Source organism: Paenibacillus glucanolyticus (assembly GCF_037333485.1).
GTDB lineage: Bacteria > Bacillota > Bacilli > Paenibacillales > Paenibacillaceae > Paenibacillus_AQ > Paenibacillus_AQ glucanolyticus.
In genome coordinates, this window is the sequence record NZ_CP147845.1 from 2,663,684 (window position 1) to 2,689,889 (window position 26,206).

Annotated in this window: 25 protein-coding genes and 1 pseudogene; 19 read left to right on the top strand and 7 right to left on the bottom strand. The window is 49.4% G+C overall.

All coding sequences use genetic code 11. The features are described from left to right. Positions 1 to 28 precede the first annotated feature (28 nt). The 8 genes and pseudogenes from WDY75_RS12870 to WDY75_RS12905 all read left to right on the top strand — a co-directional run bounded on the left by WDY75_RS12870 (position 29) and on the right by WDY75_RS12905 (position 7,488). Positions 29 to 382: a GIY-YIG nuclease family protein gene (locus WDY75_RS12870; RefSeq protein WP_036642299.1), complete on the top strand. Its 354-nt coding sequence runs from the start codon at positions 29 to 31 to the stop codon at positions 380 to 382. Positions 383 to 531: 149 nt separating this feature from the next. After that, positions 532 to 1,380, top strand: coding sequence for a DegV family protein (locus WDY75_RS12875; RefSeq protein WP_036642300.1), 849 nt, complete (start codon positions 532 to 534; stop codon positions 1,378 to 1,380). A 125-nt stretch (positions 1,381 to 1,505) separates the two neighbouring features. Then, entirely contained in the window at positions 1,506 to 1,655 is a 150-nt protein-coding gene (locus WDY75_RS12880; protein ID WP_162158346.1) for a hypothetical protein, read from the top strand. 151 nt (positions 1,656 to 1,806) lie between these two features. Beyond that, complete coding sequence (gene nagZ, locus WDY75_RS12885; RefSeq protein ID WP_063479945.1) at positions 1,807 to 3,135, top strand: beta-N-acetylhexosaminidase; 1,329 nt, start codon at positions 1,807 to 1,809, stop codon at positions 3,133 to 3,135. 335 nt (positions 3,136 to 3,470) lie between these two features. Next, positions 3,471 to 4,340: pseudogene (gene rpoD / locus WDY75_RS12890) on the top strand (RNA polymerase sigma factor RpoD); the annotation flags it as partial. Between the two features lie 200 nt (positions 4,341 to 4,540). Next, complete coding sequence (locus WDY75_RS12895; protein WP_006211106.1) at positions 4,541 to 5,563, top strand: UDP-N-acetylmuramate dehydrogenase; 1,023 nt, start codon at positions 4,541 to 4,543, stop codon at positions 5,561 to 5,563. 127 nt (positions 5,564 to 5,690) lie between these two features. Next, a complete protein-coding gene (locus WDY75_RS12900; protein ID WP_036642302.1) occupies positions 5,691 to 6,620 on the top strand; it encodes a manganese-dependent inorganic pyrophosphatase in 930 nt (309 codons plus the stop codon). 352 nt (positions 6,621 to 6,972) lie between these two features. Next, positions 6,973 to 7,488 carry a hypothetical protein gene (locus WDY75_RS12905; RefSeq protein ID WP_006211104.1) on the top strand — a complete coding sequence of 172 codons (516 nt, stop codon included), beginning with the start codon at positions 6,973 to 6,975 and terminating at the stop codon, positions 7,486 to 7,488. 130 nt (positions 7,489 to 7,618) lie between these two features. On the opposite strand, the gene WDY75_RS12910 is transcribed toward WDY75_RS12905, so the two are convergent. After that, on the bottom strand, positions 7,619 to 8,347 hold the full coding sequence (locus WDY75_RS12910) for a hypothetical protein (protein WP_006211103.1): 729 nt from the start codon (positions 8,345 to 8,347) through the stop codon (positions 7,619 to 7,621). A 281-nt stretch (positions 8,348 to 8,628) separates the two neighbouring features. Between WDY75_RS12910 and WDY75_RS12915 the strand changes: the two genes are divergently transcribed. The 6 genes from WDY75_RS12915 to WDY75_RS12940 all read left to right on the top strand — a co-directional run bounded on the left by WDY75_RS12915 (position 8,629) and on the right by WDY75_RS12940 (position 14,338). Continuing rightward, positions 8,629 to 9,396: an amino acid ABC transporter substrate-binding protein gene (locus tag WDY75_RS12915; RefSeq protein ID WP_006211102.1), complete on the top strand. Its 768-nt coding sequence runs from the start codon at positions 8,629 to 8,631 to the stop codon at positions 9,394 to 9,396. A 156-nt stretch (positions 9,397 to 9,552) separates the two neighbouring features. Beyond that, the gene (locus WDY75_RS12920) at positions 9,553 to 10,212 is read left to right on the top strand and encodes an amino acid ABC transporter permease (RefSeq protein WP_036642308.1); all 660 of its coding nucleotides are present in this window, start codon (positions 9,553 to 9,555) and stop codon (positions 10,210 to 10,212) included. A 15-nt stretch (positions 10,213 to 10,227) separates the two neighbouring features. Next, entirely contained in the window at positions 10,228 to 10,974 is a 747-nt protein-coding gene (locus tag WDY75_RS12925; protein WP_006211100.1) for an amino acid ABC transporter ATP-binding protein, read from the top strand. Positions 10,975 to 11,172: 198 nt separating this feature from the next. Next, positions 11,173 to 12,666: an alpha-N-arabinofuranosidase gene (locus WDY75_RS12930; RefSeq protein ID WP_063479944.1), complete on the top strand. Its 1,494-nt coding sequence runs from the start codon at positions 11,173 to 11,175 to the stop codon at positions 12,664 to 12,666. A gap of 89 nt (positions 12,667 to 12,755) precedes the next feature. Continuing rightward, the gene (locus WDY75_RS12935) at positions 12,756 to 12,953 is read left to right on the top strand and encodes a DUF6171 family protein (protein WP_338842211.1); all 198 of its coding nucleotides are present in this window, start codon (positions 12,756 to 12,758) and stop codon (positions 12,951 to 12,953) included. Positions 12,954 to 13,096: 143 nt separating this feature from the next. After that, on the top strand, positions 13,097 to 14,338 hold the full coding sequence (locus WDY75_RS12940; RefSeq protein WP_063479943.1) for an MFS transporter: 1,242 nt from the start codon (positions 13,097 to 13,099) through the stop codon (positions 14,336 to 14,338). Between the two features lie 116 nt (positions 14,339 to 14,454). Here WDY75_RS12940 and WDY75_RS12945 read toward each other — a convergent pair whose 3' ends face one another. Both WDY75_RS12945 and WDY75_RS12950 read right to left on the bottom strand, forming a co-directional pair. Further along, on the bottom strand, positions 14,455 to 14,847 hold the full coding sequence (locus WDY75_RS12945) for a DoxX family protein (RefSeq protein WP_063479942.1): 393 nt from the start codon (positions 14,845 to 14,847) through the stop codon (positions 14,455 to 14,457). A 135-nt stretch (positions 14,848 to 14,982) separates the two neighbouring features. Continuing rightward, positions 14,983 to 15,897, bottom strand: coding sequence for an AraC family transcriptional regulator (locus WDY75_RS12950; protein ID WP_063479941.1), 915 nt, complete (start codon positions 15,895 to 15,897; stop codon positions 14,983 to 14,985). A 201-nt stretch (positions 15,898 to 16,098) separates the two neighbouring features. Here WDY75_RS12950 and WDY75_RS12955 point away from each other — a divergent pair, with 201 nt between their 5' ends. Further along, positions 16,099 to 17,862 (top strand): glycoside hydrolase family 35 protein, encoded by a 1,764-nt coding sequence (locus WDY75_RS12955; protein ID WP_006211072.1) that lies wholly within the window; start codon positions 16,099 to 16,101, stop codon positions 17,860 to 17,862. Between the two features lie 69 nt (positions 17,863 to 17,931). On the opposite strand, the gene WDY75_RS12960 is transcribed toward WDY75_RS12955, so the two are convergent. From WDY75_RS12960 to WDY75_RS12970, 3 genes are all read right to left on the bottom strand, one after another. After that, positions 17,932 to 19,185, bottom strand: coding sequence for an MFS transporter (locus tag WDY75_RS12960; RefSeq protein WP_006211071.1), 1,254 nt, complete (start codon positions 19,183 to 19,185; stop codon positions 17,932 to 17,934). Positions 19,186 to 19,214: 29 nt separating this feature from the next. Then, entirely contained in the window at positions 19,215 to 19,994 is a 780-nt protein-coding gene (locus tag WDY75_RS12965) for an ROK family protein (RefSeq protein ID WP_063479940.1), read from the bottom strand. A 104-nt stretch (positions 19,995 to 20,098) separates the two neighbouring features. Further along, entirely contained in the window at positions 20,099 to 20,845 is a 747-nt protein-coding gene (locus WDY75_RS12970; RefSeq protein ID WP_006211070.1) for a sulfite exporter TauE/SafE family protein, read from the bottom strand. 210 nt (positions 20,846 to 21,055) lie between these two features. Here WDY75_RS12970 and WDY75_RS12975 point away from each other — a divergent pair, with 210 nt between their 5' ends. From WDY75_RS12975 to WDY75_RS12990, 4 genes are read left to right on the top strand one after another with little or no spacing between them, the layout of a single operon-like run. After that, the gene (locus tag WDY75_RS12975; protein WP_063479939.1) at positions 21,056 to 22,108 is read left to right on the top strand and encodes a LacI family DNA-binding transcriptional regulator; all 1,053 of its coding nucleotides are present in this window, start codon (positions 21,056 to 21,058) and stop codon (positions 22,106 to 22,108) included. Between the two features lie 28 nt (positions 22,109 to 22,136). After that, on the top strand, positions 22,137 to 23,297 hold the full coding sequence (locus WDY75_RS12980) for a Gfo/Idh/MocA family protein (RefSeq protein ID WP_006211068.1): 1,161 nt from the start codon (positions 22,137 to 22,139) through the stop codon (positions 23,295 to 23,297). Positions 23,298 to 23,346: 49 nt separating this feature from the next. Then, positions 23,347 to 24,078 (top strand): ThuA domain-containing protein, encoded by a 732-nt coding sequence (locus WDY75_RS12985; RefSeq protein ID WP_006211067.1) that lies wholly within the window; start codon positions 23,347 to 23,349, stop codon positions 24,076 to 24,078. Between the two features lie 22 nt (positions 24,079 to 24,100). Beyond that, on the top strand, positions 24,101 to 25,204 hold the full coding sequence (locus WDY75_RS12990; RefSeq protein ID WP_063479938.1) for a Gfo/Idh/MocA family protein: 1,104 nt from the start codon (positions 24,101 to 24,103) through the stop codon (positions 25,202 to 25,204). A gap of 293 nt (positions 25,205 to 25,497) precedes the next feature. Here the strand turns inward: WDY75_RS12990 and WDY75_RS12995 are convergent, their stop codons facing one another. Further along, the gene (locus WDY75_RS12995) at positions 25,498 to 26,157 is read right to left on the bottom strand and encodes a pentapeptide repeat-containing protein (protein ID WP_063479937.1); all 660 of its coding nucleotides are present in this window, start codon (positions 26,155 to 26,157) and stop codon (positions 25,498 to 25,500) included. Between the last annotated feature and the right edge of the window lie 49 nt (positions 26,158 to 26,206).

Sequence of the window (26,206 nt, forward strand, 5' to 3'; positions counted from 1 at the left end):
GGCAGTATAGAAGGAGGATGTAACGACAATGAGCCGCAGACAGGAATTAAATCAAATCTACAAGGAAATCAAGATTGAAGCAGGTGTGTATCAGATTCGAAATACAAAGAACGGCAAAATATGGGTTGCCGGAACGAATAATCTGAAGACCATCAACGGCAAGCGTTTTGAGCTGCAGATGGGGACGAGTTACAACAAGCAGCTTCAGCAGGAATGGAAAGAGTATGGGGATGACGCTTTTGTCTTTGAGATTCTGGAGACGATTGAACCGAAGCAGGACCCGTTCTATGATCTGAAGGATGCGGTCAGCAAACGGGAGGCCTATTGGATCGAAAGACTGGAACCTTTTGGCGAAAAGGGATATAACGTGGTAAAAAAATAAGGCTTTTCTGTGGCAGTTTTCTGAGTGGGAAAGATATCATTTGCCTTCCATTTGCATATCGTAGCAAGGGTGGGATATGATTAATTCAGCGGCTTAAATCGCTTCCTTTCCTACTTTTTACTACATGAAAGCGAGACGTGAACACTATAATGAGATCCATAGCATGGGTGACCGACAGCACGAGCACAATCGATCCTGCATTCGCCAAAGACAATCATATTTATATTGTGCCTTTGAGGTTGATTCTTGGACAGGATGCATACCGTGAAGGTATAGACATTTCGGCTGAAGCCTTTTATGAGAAGATGAAGGATGAACCGAAAGTCAGCAGCTCGCAACCTCCTATCGGAGAATTCATAGAATTATATGAAGCTCTGAAAGTAAAGTACGATGATATTATTGCAATTCACTGTTCATCCGAGCTCAGCGGAACGTTGAATTCATCGATGCAGGCGGCAGAGATTGCTGAGGTCCCCGTGATTGGCATTGATTCTCAAGCGGGAGCGTATCCGGTACGTGAAATGATTATATCCGGGATTCACTGGCATCGTCAGGGTGATACCGTGCAAGTCATAAAAGAGAAAATCCAGTCCATGGTGCAGAACATGTCCTTCTACCTCATTCCCGCAAGCCTGCATCGGCTTCATAGCAGTGGTCGGGTGTCCGGGACACAGCTGCTTCTGAGCAATCTGCTCCGCATTCATCTGCTGCTGCGTTTTGATGAGGGCAAAGTCATTGTGGAAGAGAAGATTCGGACCTTCAAGAAAGCCAAGCAGAGAATGCTGGACCTCATGAAATTGGATATCGAGAAAATTAAGAAGGTGTGTATCATGCACGCAAACAACGTTACGGAGGCTGAAGAGATCCAAAATGAAATCAGCGGGGCGCATCCTGCCCTGAAGACCGAAATCATGACCTTTATTCCTGTTGCGGGTATCCACGCAGGTGAAGGCACGATTGCGATGGCGTGGATTAAACATCACCCCGCCTATTCATAGTTACGCTAAAGATCCTGCCTGCAGATTTCGGTCTGCAGGCTTTTGTATCCGATTCGAATCGATGGTTGATGGTTGTATATGTATTAGGGAATCATAACACCGGAAAGGAATGAGGAGCAATGAAGGTGATCATCACGCAAGCTGAGGCCATGCAAAAGAATATATGGGATGAAATTATGCTGATGTTCGGGCGAACGGATGAGGATGAAGTGTGGGAGTCGGAGCAATTTATATTAACGGAAGAGCAAGCCCGCAAGCTGGGACTGCTCCGATAGGCAGTCGACGGGCCGCAGCCGATGCGGCTCTTTTCTTCTTCATGAGGCTAAACGCCTGTCTGTGATTCAGGCTAAGAGGAAATCATGTTAAGATGGAAGGACTCTGCTTATCGGAGCACGAATATAGTTAGTGAGCATAAGGAAGGTGAAGATGTTGAAGCGTATCACAAAATGGATGTATTTCGGGATGCTGATGGTCATCTTGATGGTAGCTCTGGCAGGTTGTCAAGGCGGATCAGAGACGGGAGGCCCTGCGAACAACGGGCAAGGAGCTTCACCATCGGAGCAGGGACAGGAAACTCAGAACCTGCCACCGGATGAAGGGGATCCGTCATCTTCTCCAGAAGAAGACGAGGGAGGGAAGCCCCCCGCGAACGCTCCTCAGAATGAGGTAGACAAGCTGATGTCTACGATGACAGTGAAGGAGAAGATAGGCCAGCTGGTTCTTGTCGGGATCGAGGGGACCACCCCGGACGATACTTCACGTAAATTGCTGAAGGAATATCATGTGGGCGGGTTTATTTTTTTCAAGGATAATATCGAGAGCACCGAGCAGTCGGTACAGCTGTTGAATGATTTGAAAAAAGCGAATGCAGCCAATCCAGTGCCATTATGGCTCAGCATAGATGAAGAGGGCGGACGGGTTACCCGTTTCCCGGATGAATACGTGAAGCTGCCGTCGAGCGGCGAAGTGGGAAGCCGTCAAGATCTGGAATTAACCAAGAATGTGGGCGGTCTTATCGCGCGGAAGGTATCGGGACTTGGACTTAATATGGTATTTGCTCCGGTACTGGATATTGACAGCAATCCGAACAATCCGGTGATCGGCGATCGCTCTTTTGGAACAACAGCTGAGGAAGTTAGCTCGCAAGGGATAGCTTCCATGAAGGGTATTCAGGAGAAGGAAGTTGTGCCCGTTGTGAAGCATTTCCCTGGACACGGTGATACATCGGTTGATTCTCATCTCGGTTTGCCTGTCGTTGAGCATAATCTGAAACGTCTGCATGAGCTGGAGCTGGTTCCGTTTCAACAAGCGATTGATGATGGAGCTGATGTTGTGATGGTTGCCCATCTGCTGATGAAGAGCATTGATCCTGATACGCCGTCCTCTTACTCCAAGCCGGTCATAACCGATTTGCTGAGAGAAGAGATGGGGTTTGATGGCGTGGTCATAACGGACGATATGACGATGGGGGCCGTTTCCGGTAATACGGACGTAGGAGAGGCTTCCGTACAGTCCATTCTTGCGGGAAGCAACATCGTTCTGATCGGTCATGAGTATGCGCAGGAGGAAGCCGTCATCCAAGCACTGACCGAAGCGGTTGACAGCGGTGTGATATCTAAGGAACTGCTGAACGACCGGGTAAGGACAACGCTCGAATTGAAGGATAAGTATCGGTTAAGTGACGAGCCGGTCAAGGTTCCGGATGTAAAACAGCTGAATGCAGATACGAAAGCAGTAATAGATCAGATGAAGTAAACGTAGCATATGTAAAGAATAAGGAGTTACCCTTCTTAAGGGACGGAACACCCTTGGCAGCCATCATCTGCTGCAGGAAATAAACAAACCCGATCTCATAATGAGATCGGGTGATCTGGACTAGAATATATTAGAAGTTGATATAGTGTAAGAAATATGCTAGAATGAAGGATAAATAACTATTGGCTTAATGTCATAATGATCTAATGCTAGATTAGCATGAAAATATGGGATTGTCAACAGGGGGGCATAAAATGGAGAACCGTCAGAATGCGGATTTTGCATTGGAACGTGAGGTTACGGATACAGAGAAAACGGCAAATTCTCCGGCAGAGGATTTTTCGGTTCACGACGATCTCTCACTTCCGCCAGGCATCAAGATTAGTGATCCGGTTCGCATGTACCTGAAAGAAATCGGTCGTGTTCCCCTCCTCTCAGCCGATGAAGAAGTGGAGCTGTCCAAACGAATAGAGGAGGGAGATGAAGAAGCAAAGCGCCGTCTGGCCGAAGCGAATCTTCGTCTCGTTGTAAGTATAGCAAGACGCTATGCTGGTCGGGGAATGCAGTTCCTTGATCTGATTCAAGAAGGTAATATGGGCCTGATCAAAGCCGTGGAGAAGTTTGACTATTCGAAGGGCTTTAAGTTCAGCACGTATGCCACTTGGTGGATACGTCAGGCGATTACCCGCTCCATCGCTGACCAAGCGAGAACCATCCGGATCCCTGTTCACATGGTTGAGACCATCAATAAGCTTGTTCGTGTGTCCAGGCAGCTCCTTCAGGAGCTTGGCCGTGAGCCAACACCGGAAGAAATCGGGAAAGAGATGGATATCACACCGGAAAAGGTACGCGAGATCCAGAAGGTATCACAAGAACCTGTATCGCTGGAAACGCCGGTCGGCGAGGAAAGCGACTCCAACCTGGGTGATTTCATTGAAGATCAGGATGCCTTGGCACCGGCAGATGCCGCAGCGTTTGAACTGCTGAAGGAGCAGCTGGAGGAAGTGCTGGATACCCTCACAGAACGTGAAGAGAATGTGCTTCGGCTGCGCTTTGGACTTGAGGATGGACGGACTCGCACGCTGGAGGAAGTCGGTCAGGTCTTCGGTGTTACGCGTGAACGCATTCGGCAGATCGAAGCGAAGGCGCTGCGCAAGCTTCGTCATCCAAGCCGCAGCAAACGGCTTAAGGATTTCCTTGAATAAATCCTAGGAATTGTAAAAGCTTATAATGAATCCCTTGGTTATGGTCTATAGGCTGTAATCAAGGGATTTTTTGCTATTTATTCCATGTGTCCCTTCAGATTGACACCACCCGAGCAGTTGCATCATAATGATGTAACATCCCCACATTTAGTAAGGATTATGGTGTTGAATGTGAACGAATAGGGAGTGACATGTCTACGATGACTTTACATACATCTGCAATTGACCGATTGTGCAAACGCAATGTGGAGCTGTCTGCTTTTTCAACGTACGGGATCGGCGGCTCAGCCCATTATTTAGCTATGCCTGAAACCGCCAATGACCTGGCGGAACTGCTGCAGGAATGCAACAAACGCGGGATGCCATGGTACATTTTCGGGATGGGCTCGAATATTCTGTTTCCAGATGAACCGAAGCACGACCTGGTGTTTATATCGCTTAAAAACCTGGTGGATCTGAGGGTATCCGAAGGAAAATGGCACGTTTCATCCGGAACGCCGATGTCTTTGCTCTCTCTGATGGGATTGTTGGGCGGGACGGACCTTCTTGACTTTACCTTTTTGCTGCCAGGCTGCGTCGGGGCCGGCATCTATATGAATGCCAAATATAACGCACGCCAAATCTGTGATATTCTGGATACCGTTTATTATATCGATACAACGGATCCAAGCTTGAGCGTACAGTCCATTCCCGTATCGGAATGTTTGTTTGCCTACAAACAATCCATATTCCAGCAGCGTCCCTGGATTGTTGTAGGGGCCGATCTTAACATTCCGGTCAGCTCGGAAGAGCAGATCAACACGACTTCCGTGCTGCTCACGGATTGGAAGACTCGCGGGAGTCACCCATCCTCATTGCCATCTTTCTTCTCGTTCTTCCTGGGCGAGGTTCATGCGCTGGCAGGCAAGGGGATTCAGACGCCGCAGTCGATGCTCGACATCATCAAGTACCGGACGAGTAAACGCCATTTCGACTACCCATCCTGCGGTTCTGTGTTTAAGAATAATTATGATTACGGGGTTGCGGTAGGCTCGCTCGTAGACCAGCTGAACTTGAAGGGGACGGAGTATGGCGGTGCCATCATCTCTCCGCACCACGGAAACATGATTCTGAACCAGAAGCATGCCAAAGCTACGGACATTCTGTATTTGATGAATCTGATATCAGAGTCTATCAACAATCAATTTGGATTCGTTCCGGAACCGGAGATTGTGCTGGTATAAACCCGGCGCAAAAATAATCTCTGTAAAGGAATTGGAATAAGTAGAATTTAACGCTATAATCAGATAGGTGATCATCTGTTTATTGGTATAAACGATGAAATTTCATGTTGCGAGAGGGGCATTCTATATGGCTAAAACATTAATTTTTGGACACAAAAATCCGGATACGGACACCATCTGCTCTGCTATTGCTTATGCTGATTTGAAAAACCAGCTGGGTCTTTCCGCTGAGCCTGTACGGCTTGGAGACGTAAATGGGGAAACGCAATACGCGCTCGATTACTTCAAGGTTGAAGCACCTCGTTTCGTTGAGACTGTCGCGAATGAAGCAGACGAGGTTATTCTTGTTGACCATAATGAGCGTCAGCAAAGCGCCAGCGATATAGATCAGGTTCGCGTTGTTGAGGTCATTGACCACCACCGTATCGCGAATTTTGAGACAAGCCATCCGCTGTACTATCGTGCCGAGCCTGTAGGCTGCACAGCTACCATCCTGAACAAGATTTACAAGGAAAAGGGTGTAACGGTTCGTAAGGAGATTGCTGGCCTGATGCTCTCTGCCATCATCTCGGACTCCTTATTGTTCAAATCCCCTACTTGCACGGATGAAGATATCGCTGCTGCCCGCGAGCTTGCTGAGATCGCTGGCGTGGATGCAGACAGCTACGGTCTGGACATGCTGAAGGCAGGCGCAGATCTGAGCGACAAAACGATCGCTCAATTGATTTCACTCGACGCCAAGGAATTCCAAATGGGCGGAGCTAAAGTTGAAATCGCACAGGTTAATGCGGTTGACACCAATGATGTATTGTCCCGTCAAGCCGAGCTCGAAGATGCCATTCAGGGCATTATCGCAGATAAAAATCTGGATCTGTTTGTGTTCGTAGTGACGGATATTTTGAACAACGATTCGATCGCTCTTGCCCTTGGCAAAGAGTCCAAAGCTGTTGAGAAAGCGTACAATGTGTCTCTGTCGGAGAACAAGGCGCTTCTTAAAGGCGTGGTGTCACGCAAATCGCAGATCGTTCCTGTTCTGACTGAGGCGTTTAATCAATAATTCAGATGATGTAAGCACAAGCCTGACCATCGCTGATTCATTCAGCGGGTCAGGCTTGTTTTGTCATTTTTTAGTGTTTACCGTTCAGGGCATTGTAGATTTAATCGCTGTTGTTGTGATAAGCGCTTACGAAGATTGAAATATTGTAATGAAATTACATCGAATTGACATCCTTTTTAGAGGTCGGATTCGTATAATGAAGATACAACCGAGAAGTACATAGTAAAGAGTTTCAAGTCCCAGCATTTGGTTTAAAAATAAATTAGAATGCTGTGAACGTTGTGAATATGCCGGGATAGACCCGATGGATTCAGTCCTATTCGATAGAAGCACGAGAGGGAGCGATGAGAAGATGAAGAAGTCGGCTTGGAGTTTGGGAGCGATGATGCTGCTTGTACTCATCATGATGACAACCGTTGGCGTAGCCTCGAGCAACAATTATGAGCCGGTTCCGAAAGCTTCGAATCAGGAAACTGCCTATATAAACGGGCTTGAGCTTAGAGACGGCAAGGTTTACCTGACGGTCGATCCGATCAAATGGTACGAGGGCGAGGAAGCGAATCAGATATTCCGCGAGCGTGAGCAGGATCCCGAGATGACAGAAGCTCCGGATGGATACTATATCGTAAACGATACGGAAGAGCAGATTGAGCTTGCGGTAGCCGATGATGCAGAAGTGCTGCTTCAGCTGTACGATCATACCGGGCGATATGAGGATGCGCAGATTTCCTGGAATCAGATGGTGAGTTTGAACAAGTTCACGGACATCTACCACAAGGACGACATCGTTGACATGAAATGGTTCCCGTTTCATATTACCGTTGAAGATGGTGTCGTTGTGAAGATCATACAACAATACGTGCCTTAAAACATATGGAACATATTAAGAAACAATGATAGAAGCTAACGAATAAAAGCCGCTCCACTGGTTAGGGATAACCGATGGAGCGGCTTTTGCGTTGCCCATTTTATAGGTGCCAGGCGTGAGCTTGTGAATCTTAGCGGGTATGTTTCATCGGTTGGAGTTTCCCGTTCACCACATCACTGACAAACGGAGCAATTTTGGATTTGCGCTCCTCATATTCTTCCTTTGTCATTTTGCCTTCCGACAGCTTCTGATCCAGGCGCTTTGTGATGGCTTGGACTTGTTGATCAATGACGGACTGGACAGGCACGTCCCTTTCCTTCGCAATCTGAGCCAGCGATTTTCCGGATTGGAGCGACTGCTTGAGTTCCTCCGGTGTTGTCTTCAGAAGCTTGGCAAGCTCCTCGCTATCCGAGATCAGTCTGCCATGACGTTGATGCATCCGCTGCTTCTGCCATCCGCCCTTGGCATCCAGCAGCTTATCTGCAGCCGCAGCGTAATCGACGGATTTGCCAAGCTGTTTCGGATGGGAGGCGATTTTTTCTTTTAGCAGCTCGATTACCTTGGCTTTGATCGCCTCCCGGGAAATACCTTGATCCTTGGCTATTTCCGCGAGCGAGGAGGTCTTGAGTTTATCGCGGAGAACCTGAGGCTCCAGCTTCAGAAACTCCGAGATTGCCTTAAACATATGACCGGGTTTATGTTGCCCGTTCTCGTCCCTGGAAGAGGGAACAGCTGGTGATTCGGTCTGCTGTCCGGCCGGTTCATCCGCAGAAACGGAGACAGGAAGATAAGCGAGGCCCATGACTACAGCGATGGTGAGAAACACCATTCGCTTCACAAACTTCAAATGGGTTGCCATTGTTGTTTACCGCCTTTCTTGGTGTGGGGTCTTACAGCCATCATTCTTTCCCGCTAAACTGAAATCATCCTTAAAATAACCTTAAAATGGGATGAAAATACATAAATTGAATTTTCACGCATCAAATTGACCATTCTATGAAACTATCGACTCTTCTCTGCTAATATGCTATCATGGAGTCTTGATAACGTGTTAAAGTGAAAAAGCAGTTTACATATGATGTGGATTTATATACATCCTGAATATGACTGCGTTTCATGCCAACGAGGAGGATTTTTTTGATGAAAAAGATAGCATCCGTATTAGCAGGATTTATGCTTCTATTAACCGTGGTTGGCTGCTCAAGCTCGTCAGGCGGGGGTAATGAGCTGGTTGTCGGGATTGACGACAAGTTCGCGCCGATGGGATTCCGCGATGAGAGCAATGAAATTGTCGGCTTTGATATTGATTATGCCCGTGCTGCCGCCGAGAAAATGGGCAAGGAAGTGAAATTCCAGCCCATTGACTGGAAAGCCAAGGAATCCGAGTTGAGCAGCGGCCGCATTGATTTGATATGGAATGGCTACACCATCACCGATGAGCGTAAGGAGAAAGTGCTGTTTACGAAGCCTTATCTGGAGAACAGTCAGGTTGTAGCAGTATTGTCCGATTCCGCTATTAGCTCAATCCAAGACTTGGCTGGCAAGCAGATTGGCTTGCAGTCGTTGTCTTCGGCAGCGGATGCATTAAGTGCCAATGAAATTCATGCTCAGGTGGAGAAAATCTCTGAATTCCCGGACAATGTGCTGGCTCTGAGCGACTTGAAGAATGGGCGCGTAGATGCCGTAGTCATTGACGAAGTGGTCATGAAATACTACATGTCCAAGGAAGAGGGAACATACAAGATCCTGGAGGAGTCCCTTGCCCCGGAACAATATGGGATCGGGGTTAAGAAAGGCAACGAAGAGCTGCTGGAAAGCCTGCAGAAAGCATTGGATGAGATGAACGCCGATGGCACGGCAGCTAAGATTTCCGAGAAATGGTTTGGCGAAGACAAGGTGCTGAAGTAAGTCAACCCATGAGGATGCGACCCATCCTTCCATAGGAATCCCATGAAACCGGACTTTGATCAAAGGCTCCGGTTTTGTGTTCCAATCAATCAGTTAACGATATCTTTGAAGAACTTCAAGGGTGAAGGAAGTTTTTCCAATAGGAGTTAGGGATATATGAGTATGGATTACATCGTTCAAATCAGCAAACCGATGCTGGAGGGTGCTCAGACTACGATATTATTGTTCTTTATTGCAATCATTGCATCCATCCCGCTCGGGTTTGTATTCACGTTAATGGTCAGAAGTGCCATCAAGCCGCTGGCTTGGCTTGCCAATACGTACATCTATGTGTTTCGGGGAACGCCGCTGCTGCTACAAATGCTGTTTTTCTGTTTTGGTCTGCCGGTGCTGCCGGTCATTGGAGAATATCTCGTGCTGGACCGATTTGTAGCGGCATGCCTGGCATTTGTATTAAACTATGCTGCGTATTTTGCGGAAATCTTCAGAGGGGGCCTTCTGGCGATCGACAAAGGACAGTATGAAGCGTCCAAGGTGCTGGGATTGAACAAATGGCAGACAACCACGAAGGTCATTCTGCCCCAGATGTTTCGCGTGGCACTTCCGGCAGTCTCCAACGAATCGATTACGCTGGTGAAGGATACGGCGCTGCTGTATGCGGTCGCTGTCCCGGAACTTTTACATTTTGCCTATACTGCTGTCAATCGTGATTTTACGATTATGCCGTTTTTTATTGCGGGTGTCATTTATCTGCTGATGACGCTGGTGCTGACGTTGTTCTTTAAATTTCTGGAACGACGATTTAAATACGAATAGAAGGACTGTCGTGTTATGGCCATTATTGAAGTATCCCATATGAAAAAATCCTTCGGCCATCTGGATGTGCTGAAGGACGTCAGCTTTGAAATTCAAAAGAATGAAGTGATTGCCGTCATCGGTCCGTCCGGTTCAGGAAAGAGCACCATGCTCCGCAGCCTGGTGCATCTGGAGGAGATCAACGGGGGATCCATCAAGGTACAGGATCAATACCTTGTGAAGGATGGCGTGTATTCCAATCACTCGCAGATCAAAGCCATCACTTCCCGCATGGGGATGGTATTCCAGCATTTCAACCTGTTTCCTCATCTTACCGTACAGGAGAACCTGGGACTTGCACCTAAGCATGTCAAGAAGTTAACCAAGGAAGAAGTCAGGTCCAATAGCGCTGTGCTTCTGCAAAAGGTCGGTTTATCCGAAAAAGCAGAGGTATATCCCGGGAATCTGTCGGGGGGACAGAAGCAGCGTGTTGCGATTGCGAGAGCCCTGATGATGAATCCGGACATTATGCTGTTTGATGAACCGACGTCAGCACTGGACCCGGAATTGACGGGTGAGGTCCTTGCGGTTATTAAGCAATTGGCCGAGGAACATATGACGATGGTGATTGTGACCCATGAGATGAGTTTCGCCAAGGAAGTAGCCGACCGAATCATCTTTATGGACAACGGACAGGTCATGGAGTCCGGAAGCCCGGATCAACTATTTCATCAACCGAAGATGGACCGTACCCGGGAATTCTTAAACCGGGCGATGCGCTGATGATAGACTGGCTTGAAGCTGAATCGGAAGATCGGCTTACTGCCGGTCTTTTTTTTCTGCGAAAAAGTTAAATTTTTTAGTGAAAGCGTTTAATTTATTGGTTGACGGAATCGGATTTGATCGATATCATTGTTTTAGAGATTGTTAAATTGTTTCATATAAATATCTATAAAACAACAGCGAGGAGCGGGTTAATCCATGAGTCATGTCATTACCATTCATTCAGATTTGTCAAAAGGTAAGATCAATCGCAATATTTATGGTCATTTTTCCGAGCATTTGGGTCGCTGCATCTATGAAGGGATATGGGTTGGGGAAGATTCACCGATTCCAAATACGGAAGGGATCCGCAATGATGTCCTGGAGGCGCTGAAACAGTTGAATATTCCGGTGCTGCGCTGGCCGGGCGGTTGTTTTGCGGACGAATATCACTGGAAGGATGGCGTTGGTCCGAGCGAGAACCGCAAGCAAATGGTTAACACGCACTGGGGCGGCGTTGTGGAGAACAATCACTTCGGCACGCACGAATTCCTGCGTCTCTGCGAGCTTTTGGATTGCGAGCCATACATATCGGGCAATGTCGGAAGCGGTACGGTACAGGAGATGTCGGAATGGGTGGAATATATGACTTTCGACGGCGTGTCGCCCATGGCGGCATGGCGTCAGGAGAATGGCCGTGAGAAGCCTTGGAACGTGAAGTATTTTGGCGTGGGGAACGAGAATTGGGGCTGTGGCGGCAATATGCGGCCGGAATATTATGCGGATCTGTATAGACGCTATCAGACCTATGTACGGAACTATGGCGATAACAAAATCTATAAGATTGCTTGTGGTCCGAATGTAGACGATTATCGCTGGATGGAAACCGTGATGAGGGAAGCACATCCCTTCATGGATGCCATCAGCCTTCATTATTACACCGTACCTGGCGAATTCTGGACAAGTAAAGGCGCTGCTACCGGCTTCAGCGAACAGGAATGGTTCACTACCATGAAGAAGGCGCTTCACATGGATGAGCTGATCACAAGACACTCCGCCATTATGGACCAGTATGATCCGAACAAGCGCATTGGCCTGATCGTGGATGAGTGGGGGACCTGGTTTGATGTTGAACCGGGCACCAATCCGGGGTTTCTGTATCAACAGAATACCATTCGCGATGCTTTGGTGGCCGGTCTAACGCTGAATATCTTCCATGAGCATAATGACCGGGTCGTGATGGCGAACATTGCGCAGATCGTTAATGTGCTTCAGTCCGTCATCCTGACGGAAGGTGAGAAGATGCTCCTTACTCCGACCTATCATGTGTTTGATATGTATAAAGTGCATCAGGATGCCGAACGCCTTGCCACCCACTACAGCGGAACCGATTATGAGATGGACGGCGAGAAAATTCCGCAAGTATCGGTGACGGCCTCGAAGGATCAAGCCGGCAAGATCCATGTGAGCCTGTGTAATGTGAGCCACACGGAGCAAAGTGACGTGACGATTCAGCTTCGGGGATTAAACGGATTGGTATCCAAGATCGTAGGCCAGCAGCTTGCCTCCGATTCGCTGGACGCTCATAACACCTTTGAATCACCGGATGTACTCAAGCCGACACCATTCGAAACATTTGAACTGCAAGGGGACGTGTTATATGCGAAGCTCCCGCCGATGTCCGTCACCGTTCTTGAGATTACGGCGGAATAAGCGAAGTTATGACAGATCATCGGTGTAAAGGTTGTCATGACGATTACCGGATCAGCGATAAACAAATCGCACGCGTTCTATCCTCCCCGATGTTTGCATCGGACCGGTGCGTGCCGGATGAGGAGTATGAAACCCGTCTTCGTGCGTGCTTCTCTTGTCCAAAGCTGCAAGGGGACACGACGTGCACGCAGTGCGGCTGCATCGTACAGATCGCAGCAAAGCTGAAAGACAAGAGATGCCCATATCCGGGGCAAGACCGTTGGTCGGTTGCCAGTAGCGCTTCATAGAAGATTATAGTCAAGCCTGCCTCTCATGTATGGGTCATGGGGGCAGGCTTTTTTAGTATGGGACAACTTCAATCATCTTTACATGAACTTACAACCTATGTTATGACTATTAGAAAAAAAGATCGTCAGGATAGGGTGTGAACATGAAAAGAGGGGGCTTCTTTCTATACTACTGGACCGCGCATTCGAGCATTTCGCTGGCAGGCGTTGTCTATATCATGGTACTGACCACCTTTATGTATCAGGAATCCGGCTCGGCATTTATTGCCGCGTTGTTCCCGCTGTTTAACGCAGTGGCACGGTTTGTCGCCGGCTTTACGGCTCCGCTTGTCATGGAGAAATTCGGCTTCTCCAAGCTTCTGGTAAGGCTTCAAGTCATGAAAGCTCTGTTGTTAACTGGATTGGTCATTGCATTCCCATACATATCATCTCAGGTTTCCATATTGTGTATGTTTATCTTGTTCATTGCTTTTACCGAAGGATGGGGAAACCCGCTCATCCAGTCCATGGTTCCGAGATTAGTTGCACCTGACCGATTGGTTAAGGCCAACAGCTCACTATCCGTGACCAGCCAATCCTTGCAGATTGCAGGATATACCTTTACGGGCTTTCTAGTTGTACGGTTTGGACATATGCCGACTTTAATCATGAGCTGCGTACTCATCTGGGTATCCGTCTTGTCCCTTTGGATCGCAGCGCGCTCCATGAAGGCGAAGGAAACGGCTGCGGCTGGACGAGCAAAACCAAGCTGGGAAGTGATTCGTGAAGGCTGGTTCTACCTGTGGAGAAATCCTACATTAAGAATCGTCACGATCATGGATATGATTGAAGGGATTGCCGGAACCATATGGGTGGGAGCGATCACGCTGGTATATGTCAAGGAAGTGCTGCATCAAGGCGAAGCTTGGTGGGGATTTATTAACGCCAGTTATTATGTGGGCGCCATTGTGGGTGGGTTACTGCTGCTGCTGCTGTCTTCCTTTATCCAGAAAAATCTGATTCCATGCATGGCTGTAGGTTCAGCGGTGTTCAGTTTGCTTACCCTGTGGTATGGTCTGAACAGTATCCCGATTGTGGCTTTGATCCTGTGCATTGCGATGGGACCAGCCTATCAGCTGAGGGATGTGGCGCAGCAAACGGCTTTCCAATCCAGTGTAGATCATGAGATGCTGCCGAAAGTATACGCTTCACGTGATATCCTGCTCTCTACGATCACGAGTTTATCAATTGCTGTTATTGGTCTAATAGCCGATACACTCGGCATTCGTATGGTGTATATTGTGGGTTCGATCTGTATTGCGATATCCGCAGGGTTGTCGTTCACGCTTCTGAGGTTGCAGAGGAATTCGGCTTTAGCGGTTGAAACGGGCAGATCCGTATCGTGAAATCGTTAAAAGAGAAAGAGCTGTACCTGAATCAGGAACATTCATCCTGATTGGCAGGTACAGCTCTTTTTTATGAGGTCATGTCTTCATATTTCCAGCGAACCTCTGCGTTTACTTTAGGCTCTGTTCTTCTTGCTAAACAATGAATCAACTGAGAGCAGGCTGCTGCCGCTAAGGGCAAGATGGACAGCCATTGCGAGCAGGGCTATATCCAGTTCATAGCCATTTAGGAAGCCCATGCCCAGCTTGGCCTGAAAAATAGCGACGATTAGTACGACACCCAGAACTAGGGAAGCAATTCTCGTTCCCAAACCGATAATCAGCGCAATGCCACCAACAATTTCGATAATGGCGACAAAGGTAGCCATAAATGCAGGGATACCCAAACTTGCGAAGAATCCTTCGATATTTCCGATGCCGCTCTGGAACTTATCCAAACCGTGAGCCAAAAAGATGACCCCCAGTATAACCCGAATAATGAATGTGCCCGTAGAAGAATAACTACGCATGAAATGTAACAACTCCTTATCTTTGTTTTGAAATGTTATCAACTAACTTTTATATAGTAGAAACTCAAGTTGTATCATACTCAATAATGCTATTGAATGTCAAGTAACTAACTAAAAATAATCGGATTTTACAATTTAGTGTCTGGGCCGGTATTCAGTCGGCGACTGTCCGGTCCAGCGGCGGAATTGCCTTGAAAAGTGGCTGGCGGAGCGAAACCCGAGTTTGTCGGCGATCGCGGTCATCGGCAGATGGGTCGTGATAAGCAGCTCCTTGGCCAAGCTGAGCTTTTGACGGCTGATATATTGTCTTGGCGATATTCCATAGACTTGGCGAAACAATTTGCTGCATTGGCTGCGGCTTAAATTAAGCTCTTTGGACACCGCCGCGACAGATATATCCTCGGTGAGCCCCGAGGATAGTTTCTCTTCAATGGCATGAGCCGCATCGGCTGCAAGCAAGGAAGACGGTTTGTGAGTGCCCGCTGCCGCCGGTAAGGAATGTCGTGGCTTGAGTGTTTCCTGCATCTTCAGGAGAGAGAGCACATCATGAATGATAAGCAGGGTATAGGATTGGAGCAGCAGCCTGTCTTCAAAGGTGAGATTGTATTCGGCTCTCGGGTTCTCCGGATGAAGTGAATGAGCTGGCGGCTGACTGCGCCGAACGATTCCCTCAAGCTCTTGAACATAAGCGCGCAGTTTACTGTGTTCGCTTTCTTGCTGGCGAATATGGCGGTAAGGGGCAGCGGCTAGTGAGCGCCGAATTTCCGTATCATCGAGATCAAAATGAACATTGAAGTATCCGTACTGCTTATTGGACAGATTAGAGGTTTGATGGGGTACCCCGGATTTGATCAGAAGCCATTCCCCTTGCCGAAGCGTAATGGATTCCCGGTGAATTTCCTGCAAGACCTCGCCTTCCAGACAGTACAGCAGCTCGAACAGGTGATGATGATGCCTCGGATAACTCCAGCCAGGTGGCTGGATATCAAAATGGCATCCGGTTACCTGAAGCGTGTGAATGATATTGGGAAAGCGGAATGTAATATCCATAGCAGCGGGCTCCTTTTTTAGCATCTTTCACTCTAATATGTATGCCCTCTATTTTATCATATTAAGTTCATGACATCGTGAGAATTTGACACAAAAGGTATAGAGAATGATCCATTTGGAGATTGAGCAGAAAGCGCTTTTGATAGATGATAGCAGTGTGTGGTGAAATTGAAATGATATGAATCATGGAGGGAATATAAGATGCAGCCTCAATTGAAAGCGATTAATCAACAGTTCGTGTTAGGGGATGAACCGATTCAGATTCTGTCAGGTGCTGTTCACTATTTTCGTATCGTTCCGGAATATTGGGAAGACCGGTTGATGAAGCTTAAAGCGTGTGGGTTCAACACCGTGGAGACCTATATTCCGTGGAATTTGCATGAGCCCAAGGAAGGGCAATTTACGTTTGATGGCATAGCTGACTTGGAAGGATTTGTCCAAAAAGCCGGTCATCTGGGGCTGCACGTGATCCTGCGGCCAAGTCCTTATATATGTGCAGAATGGGAATTCGGCGGGCTTCCTGCCTGGCTGCTGCAGTATCCGGATATTCATCTGCGATGTATGGACCCCGTCTATTTGGAGAAGGTTGACCACTATTACGATGAACTGATTCCACGAATAGTTCCGCTGCTGACCTCCAAGGGAGGTCCGGTAATTGCGATTCAGATTGAGAATGAGTACGGCAGTTATGGAAATGATACGGCCTATCTGGAATATTTAAAAGACGGCTTGTCCGCGCGTGGCGTGGATGTATTGCTGTTCACTTCAGATGGTCCTACGGATGGCATGCTGCAGGGGGGAACCGTACCGAACGTGCTTGCAACCGTCAATTTCGGATCCAGACCCGGGGAAGCCTTCGCTAAACTGCGAGAGTACCGGACAGAAGATCCTCTTATGTGTATGGAATACTGGAACGGATGGTTTGATCATTGGTTGAAACCGCATCATACGCGGAGCTCCGAGGAGGTTGCCCAGGTATTTGAGGAGATGCTTCGCCTGAATGCATCCGTGAATTTTTACATGTTTCATGGCGGAACGAATTTCGGATTCTACAACGGAGCGAATGATCAAGAAAAGTATGAACCGACAGTCACCAGCTATGATTATGATGCTCCTCTCTCGGAATGCGGGGATGCAACCGCTAAATATGAGGCCGTTCGCAGTGCGATTGTTAAGCATCAGGGGCTTGAGATTGCGGATCTGCCCAATCTGCCTCAGCCTTCGGTGAAGAAAAGTTATGGCTCTGTTCGCATGACGCATTATGCCGACTTACTGGAGCAGTTGCCGGTACTGTCGGAGCAGGTGAAACGCACAACGCCTGTTCCTATGGAGTTGTTGGGTCAAAGTTATGGGTTCATTGTGTATTCAACGGTGGTTTCGGGTCCACGTCAGGGTGAATTCTTGCATCTGCAAGAGGTGCATGACCGGGCGCAGGTATTCTTGAATGGTATTTATCAGGGTACCGTTGAGCGCTGGAATCCTCAAGCCTTGCAGCTCGATATTCCGGCAGCCGGGGCGAAGCTGGAGATTGTTGTCGAGAATATGGGGCGGGTTAACTATGGTCCGAAACTGAAGGACTATAAGGGCATCACGGAGGGAGCTCGGATGAACAACCAGTTCCTGTTCGACTGGAGCATCTATCCGCTGCCGTTAGAGAATCCGAATACGGCATCGTTCCAAGCGCTGGAAGGTGCATTGGATCAGCAGGATCGGCCTACCTTCTATACCGGCGAATTCACGGTTGATGAAATCGGTGATACATTCATTCGTCTGGATGGATGGGGAAAAGGCGTAGTATGGATCAATGGCTTCAATCTGGGACGCTATTGGAAGGAAGGGCCGCAGGCAACACTTTATGTGCCTGGACCGCTGCTGAAGCAGGGTCGCAATGCAATCACGGTATTTGAACTGCATCATTCCGGCGATGCGTGCGTCCATCTTGTTGATAAGCCCGATCTGGGCTGAGAAAAGGAAAAGGGAGCCGCCCGAATCGATTTTCGGGCTGGCTCCCTTTTTTCTTCTAAAGCTGCGTAATTAGATCAATTGCTTGCGAACCCTTAAATAGCGATACAAGACGATGCCGAACAGCGAGCACAGCACCGCGCATAATCCGATGAAGCCATAGCCGGCTTGGAGTCCTCTCAGCAGACCCAGCTCCGTTTCGCTGCCATACATCTGTTTGAAGCCGTTCGTAATGGCACCGATTGCGTAATTGCCAATGACGCTGCCAATCCCCATCATGGTGACGATAAACGTGATGGCGGTATCGCTTTCTCTTGGATATCTTTTGGCAATCAAAGCCATAACTGTCGGATAAATCGGAGCGATTCCGATACCGGCTGCCGCGAACAGGAAGGCGTAGGATTCCCCGCCAAAGATCGCGATAAAGGTACATACTCCGGTCAGAGCAGACAGAATGATAATCGATAGAGTGAAACCGATCCGGTCCGTGATCGGGCCCAGCAGCAGACGCGCAGCCGAGAAACAGAGAAAGAACGCGGATAACATTCCAGCCGCTGCGGTTGGCTCCCAATTGTACGATTTTTCAAGAAAGTTGACGAGCCACCCGCCGACGGCCATCTCCGAGACAACACCGAAGGAAAGGATCATGACAACAAGCCACAGGGCAGGATCTCTGACCAATTGTTTCAGTGGAACGCGTTCCGTCTCGGACAGGTCATCCCCGGGAAATTTGCTCATCAATGCCGGGATCATCGGCAGTACGGATAACATAAGCATAGCCAGGTACATTCCCCGCCAGTCCAGCGTGTGATTCCATACGGTTATGGTCATTAAGCCGGATGCAATCATCGGTGCCACCGTTGAACTAATCCCGTAGAAGAAATGGGACAGGTTCATCATCGTACCGGTATTTCGCACAAAAATCCGGGCTGCCAAGATCGCAAGTCCAATCTCGAGCATGCCGTTTCCTATGTACATTAAGAAGTAGGATGCAGTAAACATCGGGTAGCTGTGTGACAGAAAAATAAACACGCCGGAAATCGCCATTGATCCAAAGGCAGCCATGCTGACCCATTTGATCCCGATCTTGCGGGTTAACAGGGCAGTGAAGGAGCAAGCGATCAAATATCCGAGTGCATTCAGCGACAGCAATGTGCCGATCTGCATTTCGTCCAGACGAAAATCGAATTGAATTCTGGGTATGGCGGGTCCTTTAATATTTTCCGATATCCCGAAAATGATAAAGCCGAGAAATATGGTTGCCAAATGGAGGGTGTAATCCTTGCTGAATTTCGGTTTTGCTTTCGTTTGAAGGTCAGTATTCACGGTTATTCCCCAATCATCATCGTTGAATTTTACACTGCACGAGTATCGGATATCATCATATCCAGAGCAAGCCGCTGTAAGCCGGCTATATAGTCTTGTTCCCAGTCGCGAAGTTGCATCTCAGGCAAATGCGGTTCCGGTACGTAAGTGGAAGCCCGTTCTTTAATCGAGATCAGGGTGGAGGGGAGGAGATCATGCTCACACCACATGATGGCATCGGGATTGATTATCGCGGCAAAGGTTGCGCTCAGGCGGCCTACCACGACAGGAATGGAGTACAGGGTCTCCAGATAGGACTTGAGGTCATAGTCCTGAAAGGCTCCATACGTTGGGATATGAGAAATGACGCCATCACGAACGGCGGCCGGCAAGCCAGCGGCAATCGAACGGATTTTCGGGTAGCTCCGGATCCAGTTTCCCAGCTGGGATGCAAGAGCCTCCGGTTCGCAATGGAGTACGGCGTCTTCGACTGTCCGCTCGATAAGGTCGCCGTTCCAGTTGAAAAGGGTATATACGCTCTGCTCCTTCTCGTAATAAACAGCGAGACCCAGCATGTAATCCGGATTAAAAGCATAACGATTCGCACGCCTGCCGCCACTCGATTCATCCAGTCCAAGCAGGGTGACTTCCCCTTCTTGCTTCATCTGTTCCAGCACTTTGCCAACCGTCGGGAAACTGATGCCGAGTTTGTCGCTAAGCTCTGTCTTGGTTCCACTGCCCAGTTCCAGCAGCGAGGAGCGCAGTGCGCGCCGAACAGTGTGTCTCATGGATTGCGGCGTCGACAAAGCTTTTTCTCGCGTAATGATCACGCCTCTCCTGACTTTTTAAACTGATTTAATAAATTTCTGCTGAAGATTATTGCATATCTGTAAAAGGGGCGCAAGAACAATCTCGATTCAGGGAGCCTGGACGATTAGCGAAGCAGCATGATGATCCCTCCCAGTATCGGCATGAGAATCATGGAGAATCGCAGCAGCGTTCTGGGTGCCTTGCTTGTATACTTTGCTCCGATGTACGATCCGATCATCGTACCTGCAACCACTTGCAGCAACAGCTGCCAATCGATGTACCCTGCTTGAAAATAACCGATGCCCCCGAAGAGCGCAATCGGCATAATAACCATCATGGTTGTACCTACTGCCAGCGTTATTGGCATATTGAACAGAACCATAAGCGCAAGCTGGATGAACGGAGTTGAACCGATACCGAACACACCCGACATGCCTCCAGTTATCAAACCGGAGATCAGTGCCATCATCCAAAATCTCGAGGAGCGAATGGAGGTCAGCATGGGCTTCGGCGTAAACTGCATGCGCGTCCGCAGCATAATCAGCAGGCCGGATAGAAACAGCATGATGGCTGTACATAAGACAAGCCGGTCCTCCGGAATCAGGCGAGCGGCAAAGCTGCCTGCATAAGCACCCATGGCGCCGAACAATCCGACGGCAAGTCCTGTTGATAGTATCGCATTTTTCTCTCTTAGATGGCTGACAGAACCCGATATCATGGTGAATACCATGGCGGCAATGGATGTGCCCAGCGCCGTATGTACAGGAATATGAAATACAGTGACCAGAAGTGCAATGATGAATCCGGATCCACCAGCACCTACAAATCCGAGAAGACCTCCCAGGAATAACATCGTGATGAAAATACTCATATGTGTCTCTTCTTTCGTTGTAAGTTTAATATCAATTTTCCTATTATACATCAAATTGTGAATGATTCGAGGTGTTTGATGAGGCTCGTCTGAGCGGCAGAGGGATTGTCCTGAAGGAAACCGCTAGACCATGGACGAATTGTCGTGAAGCAGTTGACAACCGTGCAGCTCCATGAGAAAATGTACGCGCGTACATAAATTGCGGGAGGCATGATTATTATTGCTAGTCGTAAAGAGGTAGCACAGCTTGCGGGCGTGTCGGAAGCCACGGTATCCCGGGTTCTGAACGGAGTCGGACCGATCAAGGAGGAGACCCGGCTGCGTGTGCTGGAAGCTGCGGATCGGCTCGGTTATACCCCGAGTGCGCTTGCCAGAAGTTTTGCCCGCCGCCGGAGCGGCAACCTTGGGGTTGTGATGCCCTATTTGCCGAAAGCCCGCATATTCTCCGCTTATTATTTCTCCGAAATATTAAGCGGTATTGGCAGCAAGGCGCTGGAGAGCAAATATGATCTGTTGATGCTGTTCCGTGAGCCGGGCGGTTCGATGGATTACATGAATCTGTTCCGCACCCAGAAGGTGGATGCCTGCATCATTCTTGGTGCCAGGGATGATGGGGGAGAGCGGCAAGCCATTCAACAGCTGAGCGAGGGAAATCATCCGTATTGCCTGATTAATCAATACTTTGAAGGCGAGGCATTTCATGTCATGGATGCCGATCATGTGGATGGCAGCTATCAAGCCGTTCGCCACTTGACCGAGCAGGGATTTCGGAAGATTGCGTTTCTCAACGGACCGTCCCAGTATTCCAACAGTCGCGACCGGTTGAAGGGGTATGCTCAAGCGCTGAATGAAGCGGGGATCGCGCTGGATGAGTCGCTGCTGTTCGAAGGCAATTTCAGCCGCAAGAGCGGTTATGCCGCAGCTGAGCTGATTGCAAGGCAGCTGGACCGAATCGAGGCGGTTTTTGCAGCCAATGATCGAATGGCGATTGGTCTTCAGCAGGGCTTGCGCGCGCTCGGAATTTCTGAAGAACGAATGCCTGCCTTTGTCGGTTACGATGACTCGGAAGCTGCGGAACTCTGTACCCCGCCGCTTACCAGCGTCAGAGTTCCCTTCTACGAACTGGGATGTCTTGCAGCGGAACATGTTCTTCATAGGCTGGACGCCTCCGAGTCCGAGGGTGAGAGCGAGATGAACACGGTACTTCATCGTCAGCTTTCCACCCGTCTTGTCATTCGTGCATCTTCGCTTCATCGAAATTAATGAACCCTTATTCAAGGAGGAATGAAAGATGAAACAATTACGTGTCGGCATGATCGGATATAAATTTATGGGCAAAGCCCACAGTAATGCATACCGGAGCCTCCCGATGTTCTTCCCGGAGGCGTTGAAGCCAGAGATGGTAGCGATTTGCGGGCGCAATGTATCGGCAGTGCAAGAAGCGGCGGATCAGCTGGGCTGGCGTGAAAGCGTTACCGATTGGAAGGAGCTTGTGAACCGGGATGATATTGATCTGATCGATATCAATGCTCCAAGCGATGCTCATAAGGAGATTGCCATTGCTGCCGCCAAGGCAGGCAAGCATATATTCTGCGAGAAGCCGCTTGCGTTGACGCTGGCGGATGCCAGAGAGATGCTGCAGGCAGCGGAAGATGCAGGCGTGACCCACATGGTCGGGTTTAACTACAGGTTCTCGCCGGCGGTAAGGCTGGCCAAGAAGCTGGTGGACAGCGGGAGATTGGGCCAGATCTATCATTTCCGCGCTTGGTTTCTTCAGGATTGGATTATGGATCCGCAGTTTCCGCTTGTATGGCGGCTGCAGAAGGAAGTCGCCGGATCGGGTTCACACGGGGATCTCGGCGCCCACCTGATCGACCTTGCACATTATCTGGTTGGCGATATGCAGGAAGTGATCGGGATGAGCGAGACCTTTATCAAGGAGCGTCCGATTGCCAGTGAAATGACAGGGCTAAGTGCAAAAGGAAGTGATGGAGGACCCAAAGGAAAGGTGACGGTGGACGATGCGACGCTGTTCATGACCCGCTTTGAGAACGGGGCGCTGGGCAGCTTTGAGGCGACGCGCTTTGCGGCAGGACACCGGAGCACCAATTCTTTTGAGATCAATGGCAGCCTTGGCAGCGTCAAATTTGATTTTGAACGGATGAATGAGCTGGAGGTTTATTTCACCTCTGACGATGAGGATGTGCAGGGCTTCCGCCGCGTGCTGGCAACCGATCCTGTACATGATTATATGGAAGCGTGGTGGCCGCCCGGACATACGATTGGTTTCGAGCACACGTTTACGCATGAAATTCTGGAGCTGTCCAGCGCCATATCGGAAGGCAGACAGCCCGTGCCGAGTTTCTACGACGGGGTGAAGTGTCAGGCCGTGCTGGAAGCCGTGGATAAATCCATTGAGGAGCGTCGCTGGGTTCAACTGTCAGAAATGTAATTAATTCATTCGACCGACCTGGTCGGACACATAAAAGGGAGTGCTACGCATGAAAAAGGCTTTAATCGTATGGGGCGGCTGGGACGGACATGAACCCGAGCAGGTGGCCGGTATTTTCGCTGAATTGCTGCGTCAGGAACAATATGAGGTTGAGGTATCGGACACGCTTGATGCATTGAATGATGCAAAGAAGCTGCAGGCACTGGATCTGATCGTGCCGGTATGGACGATGGGCGAAATATCGAAGGAGCAGGTGGAGAACGTATCGCTTGCCGTGCAGCAGGGAACCGGTTTGGCGGGCTGTCATGGGGGGATGTGCGATTCATTCCGCAGCAACGTGGATTGGCAGTTCATGACCGGGGGCAATTGGGTTGCGCATCCGGGAAATGATGGTGTGAACTACCGGGTAGAGATTAAATCCAGCTCCAGTCCGCTGGTGGAAGGGATGGAGGATTTCACCGTGGCGTCCGAGCAGTATTATCTGCATGTGGACCCGGCAGTCGAGGTACTGGCAACCACCCGTTTTCCGGTTGCGGCAGGACCGCATCTCCTGAACAAAGCGGTTGACATGCCGGTGGCGTGGACCAAACGCTGGGGATACGGACGCGTATATTATAATTCGCTCGGTCATCATGCGGATATCGTCGACATGCCTCAGGTGAAGGAAATGATGCGCAGAGGTTTGCTGTGGGCTGCAGAGGGCAAATCGTTGTACTCTGGCTCGGATATGAGTTTGTTTACGGAAGGTCAAGGATACACAGGCATGGGAGACAGCCAATAAGCGGCAGGAGGAGACTTGGATCATGAAGAAAGTAAAGGTTGGCATTATTGGCTGCGGAAAAATCAGCGGCATTTATATGGAAAATTGCCATAAGTTTGACATTCTGGAGCTGACAGCTTGCGCGGATATCGATCGTGCCCGTGCCGAGGAGCAGGCAGCCAAGTACAACATCCCGAATGTGTACACCACCGAAGAATTGCTTGCCGATCCGGAGATTGAGCTGGTCATAAACCTGACGATTCCTGCACTCCATGCGAAGATTATGCTGGATGCGCTTCAAGCCGGCAAGCATGTGTACGTTGAGAAGCCGCTGGGTGTTACCCGTGAAGAGGGCAAGGCGGTTCTGGACCTTGCCGAGGCCAAGGGGCTCCGGGTAGGATGCGCACCCGAGACATTTCTTGGATCCGGCATCCAGACGGCTTTGAAGCTGATTCAGGACGGCCGGATTGGCACCCCGATTGCAGCGACCGCGTTCATGATGAGCCGCGGGCATGAGCACTGGCATCCCGATCCTGAATTTTACTACGCTGCCGGTGGCGGTCCGATGTTTGATATGGGACCCTACTACCTGACAGCGTTGGTCCAGCTGCTGGGACCTATCCGCAGCATTAGCGGCATGACCGGAGCGGCGCTTACAGAGCGGACCATTACGAGCGAGAAGAAGCACGGACAGAAGATTCGGGTGGATGTTCCTACCCACGTGGCTGGACTCATGGAGTTCCATAACGGCGCCATTGGCACGCTGATTACGAGTTTCGATGCATTTGGCGGCAGCACGCTTCCGAATATTGAGATTTACGGTACGGAGGGCACGATCCTGGTGCCGGATCCGAACGGGTTTGGCGGATCCGTGAAATATCGATTGACCGGTGAAAGCGATTGGACGGAAGAACCTCTGCTTCCTGGATATCACGAGAATACGAGAGGCATCGGTCCGGCCGATATGGCTTATGCCATTCGGAGCGGAAGACCTCATCGTGCCAGCGGAGAGTTGGCCTATCATGTGCTTGAAGCCATGTGGGGATTCCATGATGCATCCGATGAAGGCAAACGGTATGAAATGGCCAGCTCCTGCGACGTCCCGGCACCGCTGCCGCTGGATTTGCAGAAGTACACACTGGATTGAGAATAGAGTGACATTCAAAAAGCGGCTTGCTCCGAAAGGTCATAAGACCTCCGGGGCAAGCCGCTTTATCGTCCGGACGGTTGCCTATTCAAAACGATGCGTGGACCGGGACATGCTTGATCCGTTGTTAAGTATAAAGAGCTCTCGCGGATTTCCCCGGCAGTCCCCATCGGAATCAAAACAAACTGTTCCTCCAAGTTAGGCACCTTGGTGCAGCATTTTCCTCATCCCGATCGCTGCGGGCGGGCAGCTGGGCTGACAATCTACATCCCGCCTGCGAGCATAACGCGCTGTTATTCCTTTACGACAAGACCGAATATTTTGGTTAAAGGAATGGCCTGATGCGGCGAAATGATGCATCCCTGCAGATCCTCCAGCGTAACGCCTATGTTATGGAAGTCCGTACGGCTTAAATCAATCCCTGCCAGCTTCGTGCCGGAGAATTGCGATTGATCGATCTGACAATCCAGAAACTCCACTTTGCTTAATTCAGAATGGTAAAAGTCCGATTTTACAAGGGAGGTGGATTGAAAGGAAACCTGCTTCATGTTAGCAAAGCGAAGCGTGGCGTAATCCCCTGTGCAGTGATCAAACAGCACATTACGGATGGTGGCTGCCGTTAGGTCGAGCCCTAGAATTTTGCAATGATTGAATTGCACGCGGTACATGATAGCCTCGCTGAGATCCACGTTGGATAAGTCGCAATGATTGAACACGATATCTGTAAGTTCGGCGTGGTGGAGGGAGACGTGCTGGAATGTAACGTTATTGAATATCATTTGATCGAACAGAACCTTGTTGGCTGCAACATATGATAAGGTTTCGTCCTGACAGGTGGATTGCTCAAACGAAGCTTCATCGTCGACACCTGCATCGGACAGGATCAAAGGTTCAAGCTGCTTGGGGAGCTTGGGCTTCACGATTTTGACGGGTGCTGAATGGTTGGATGGCATGATCTTTCCTCCAAAATGGAAATAAGGATGATAAACTTCCGGCTAATCG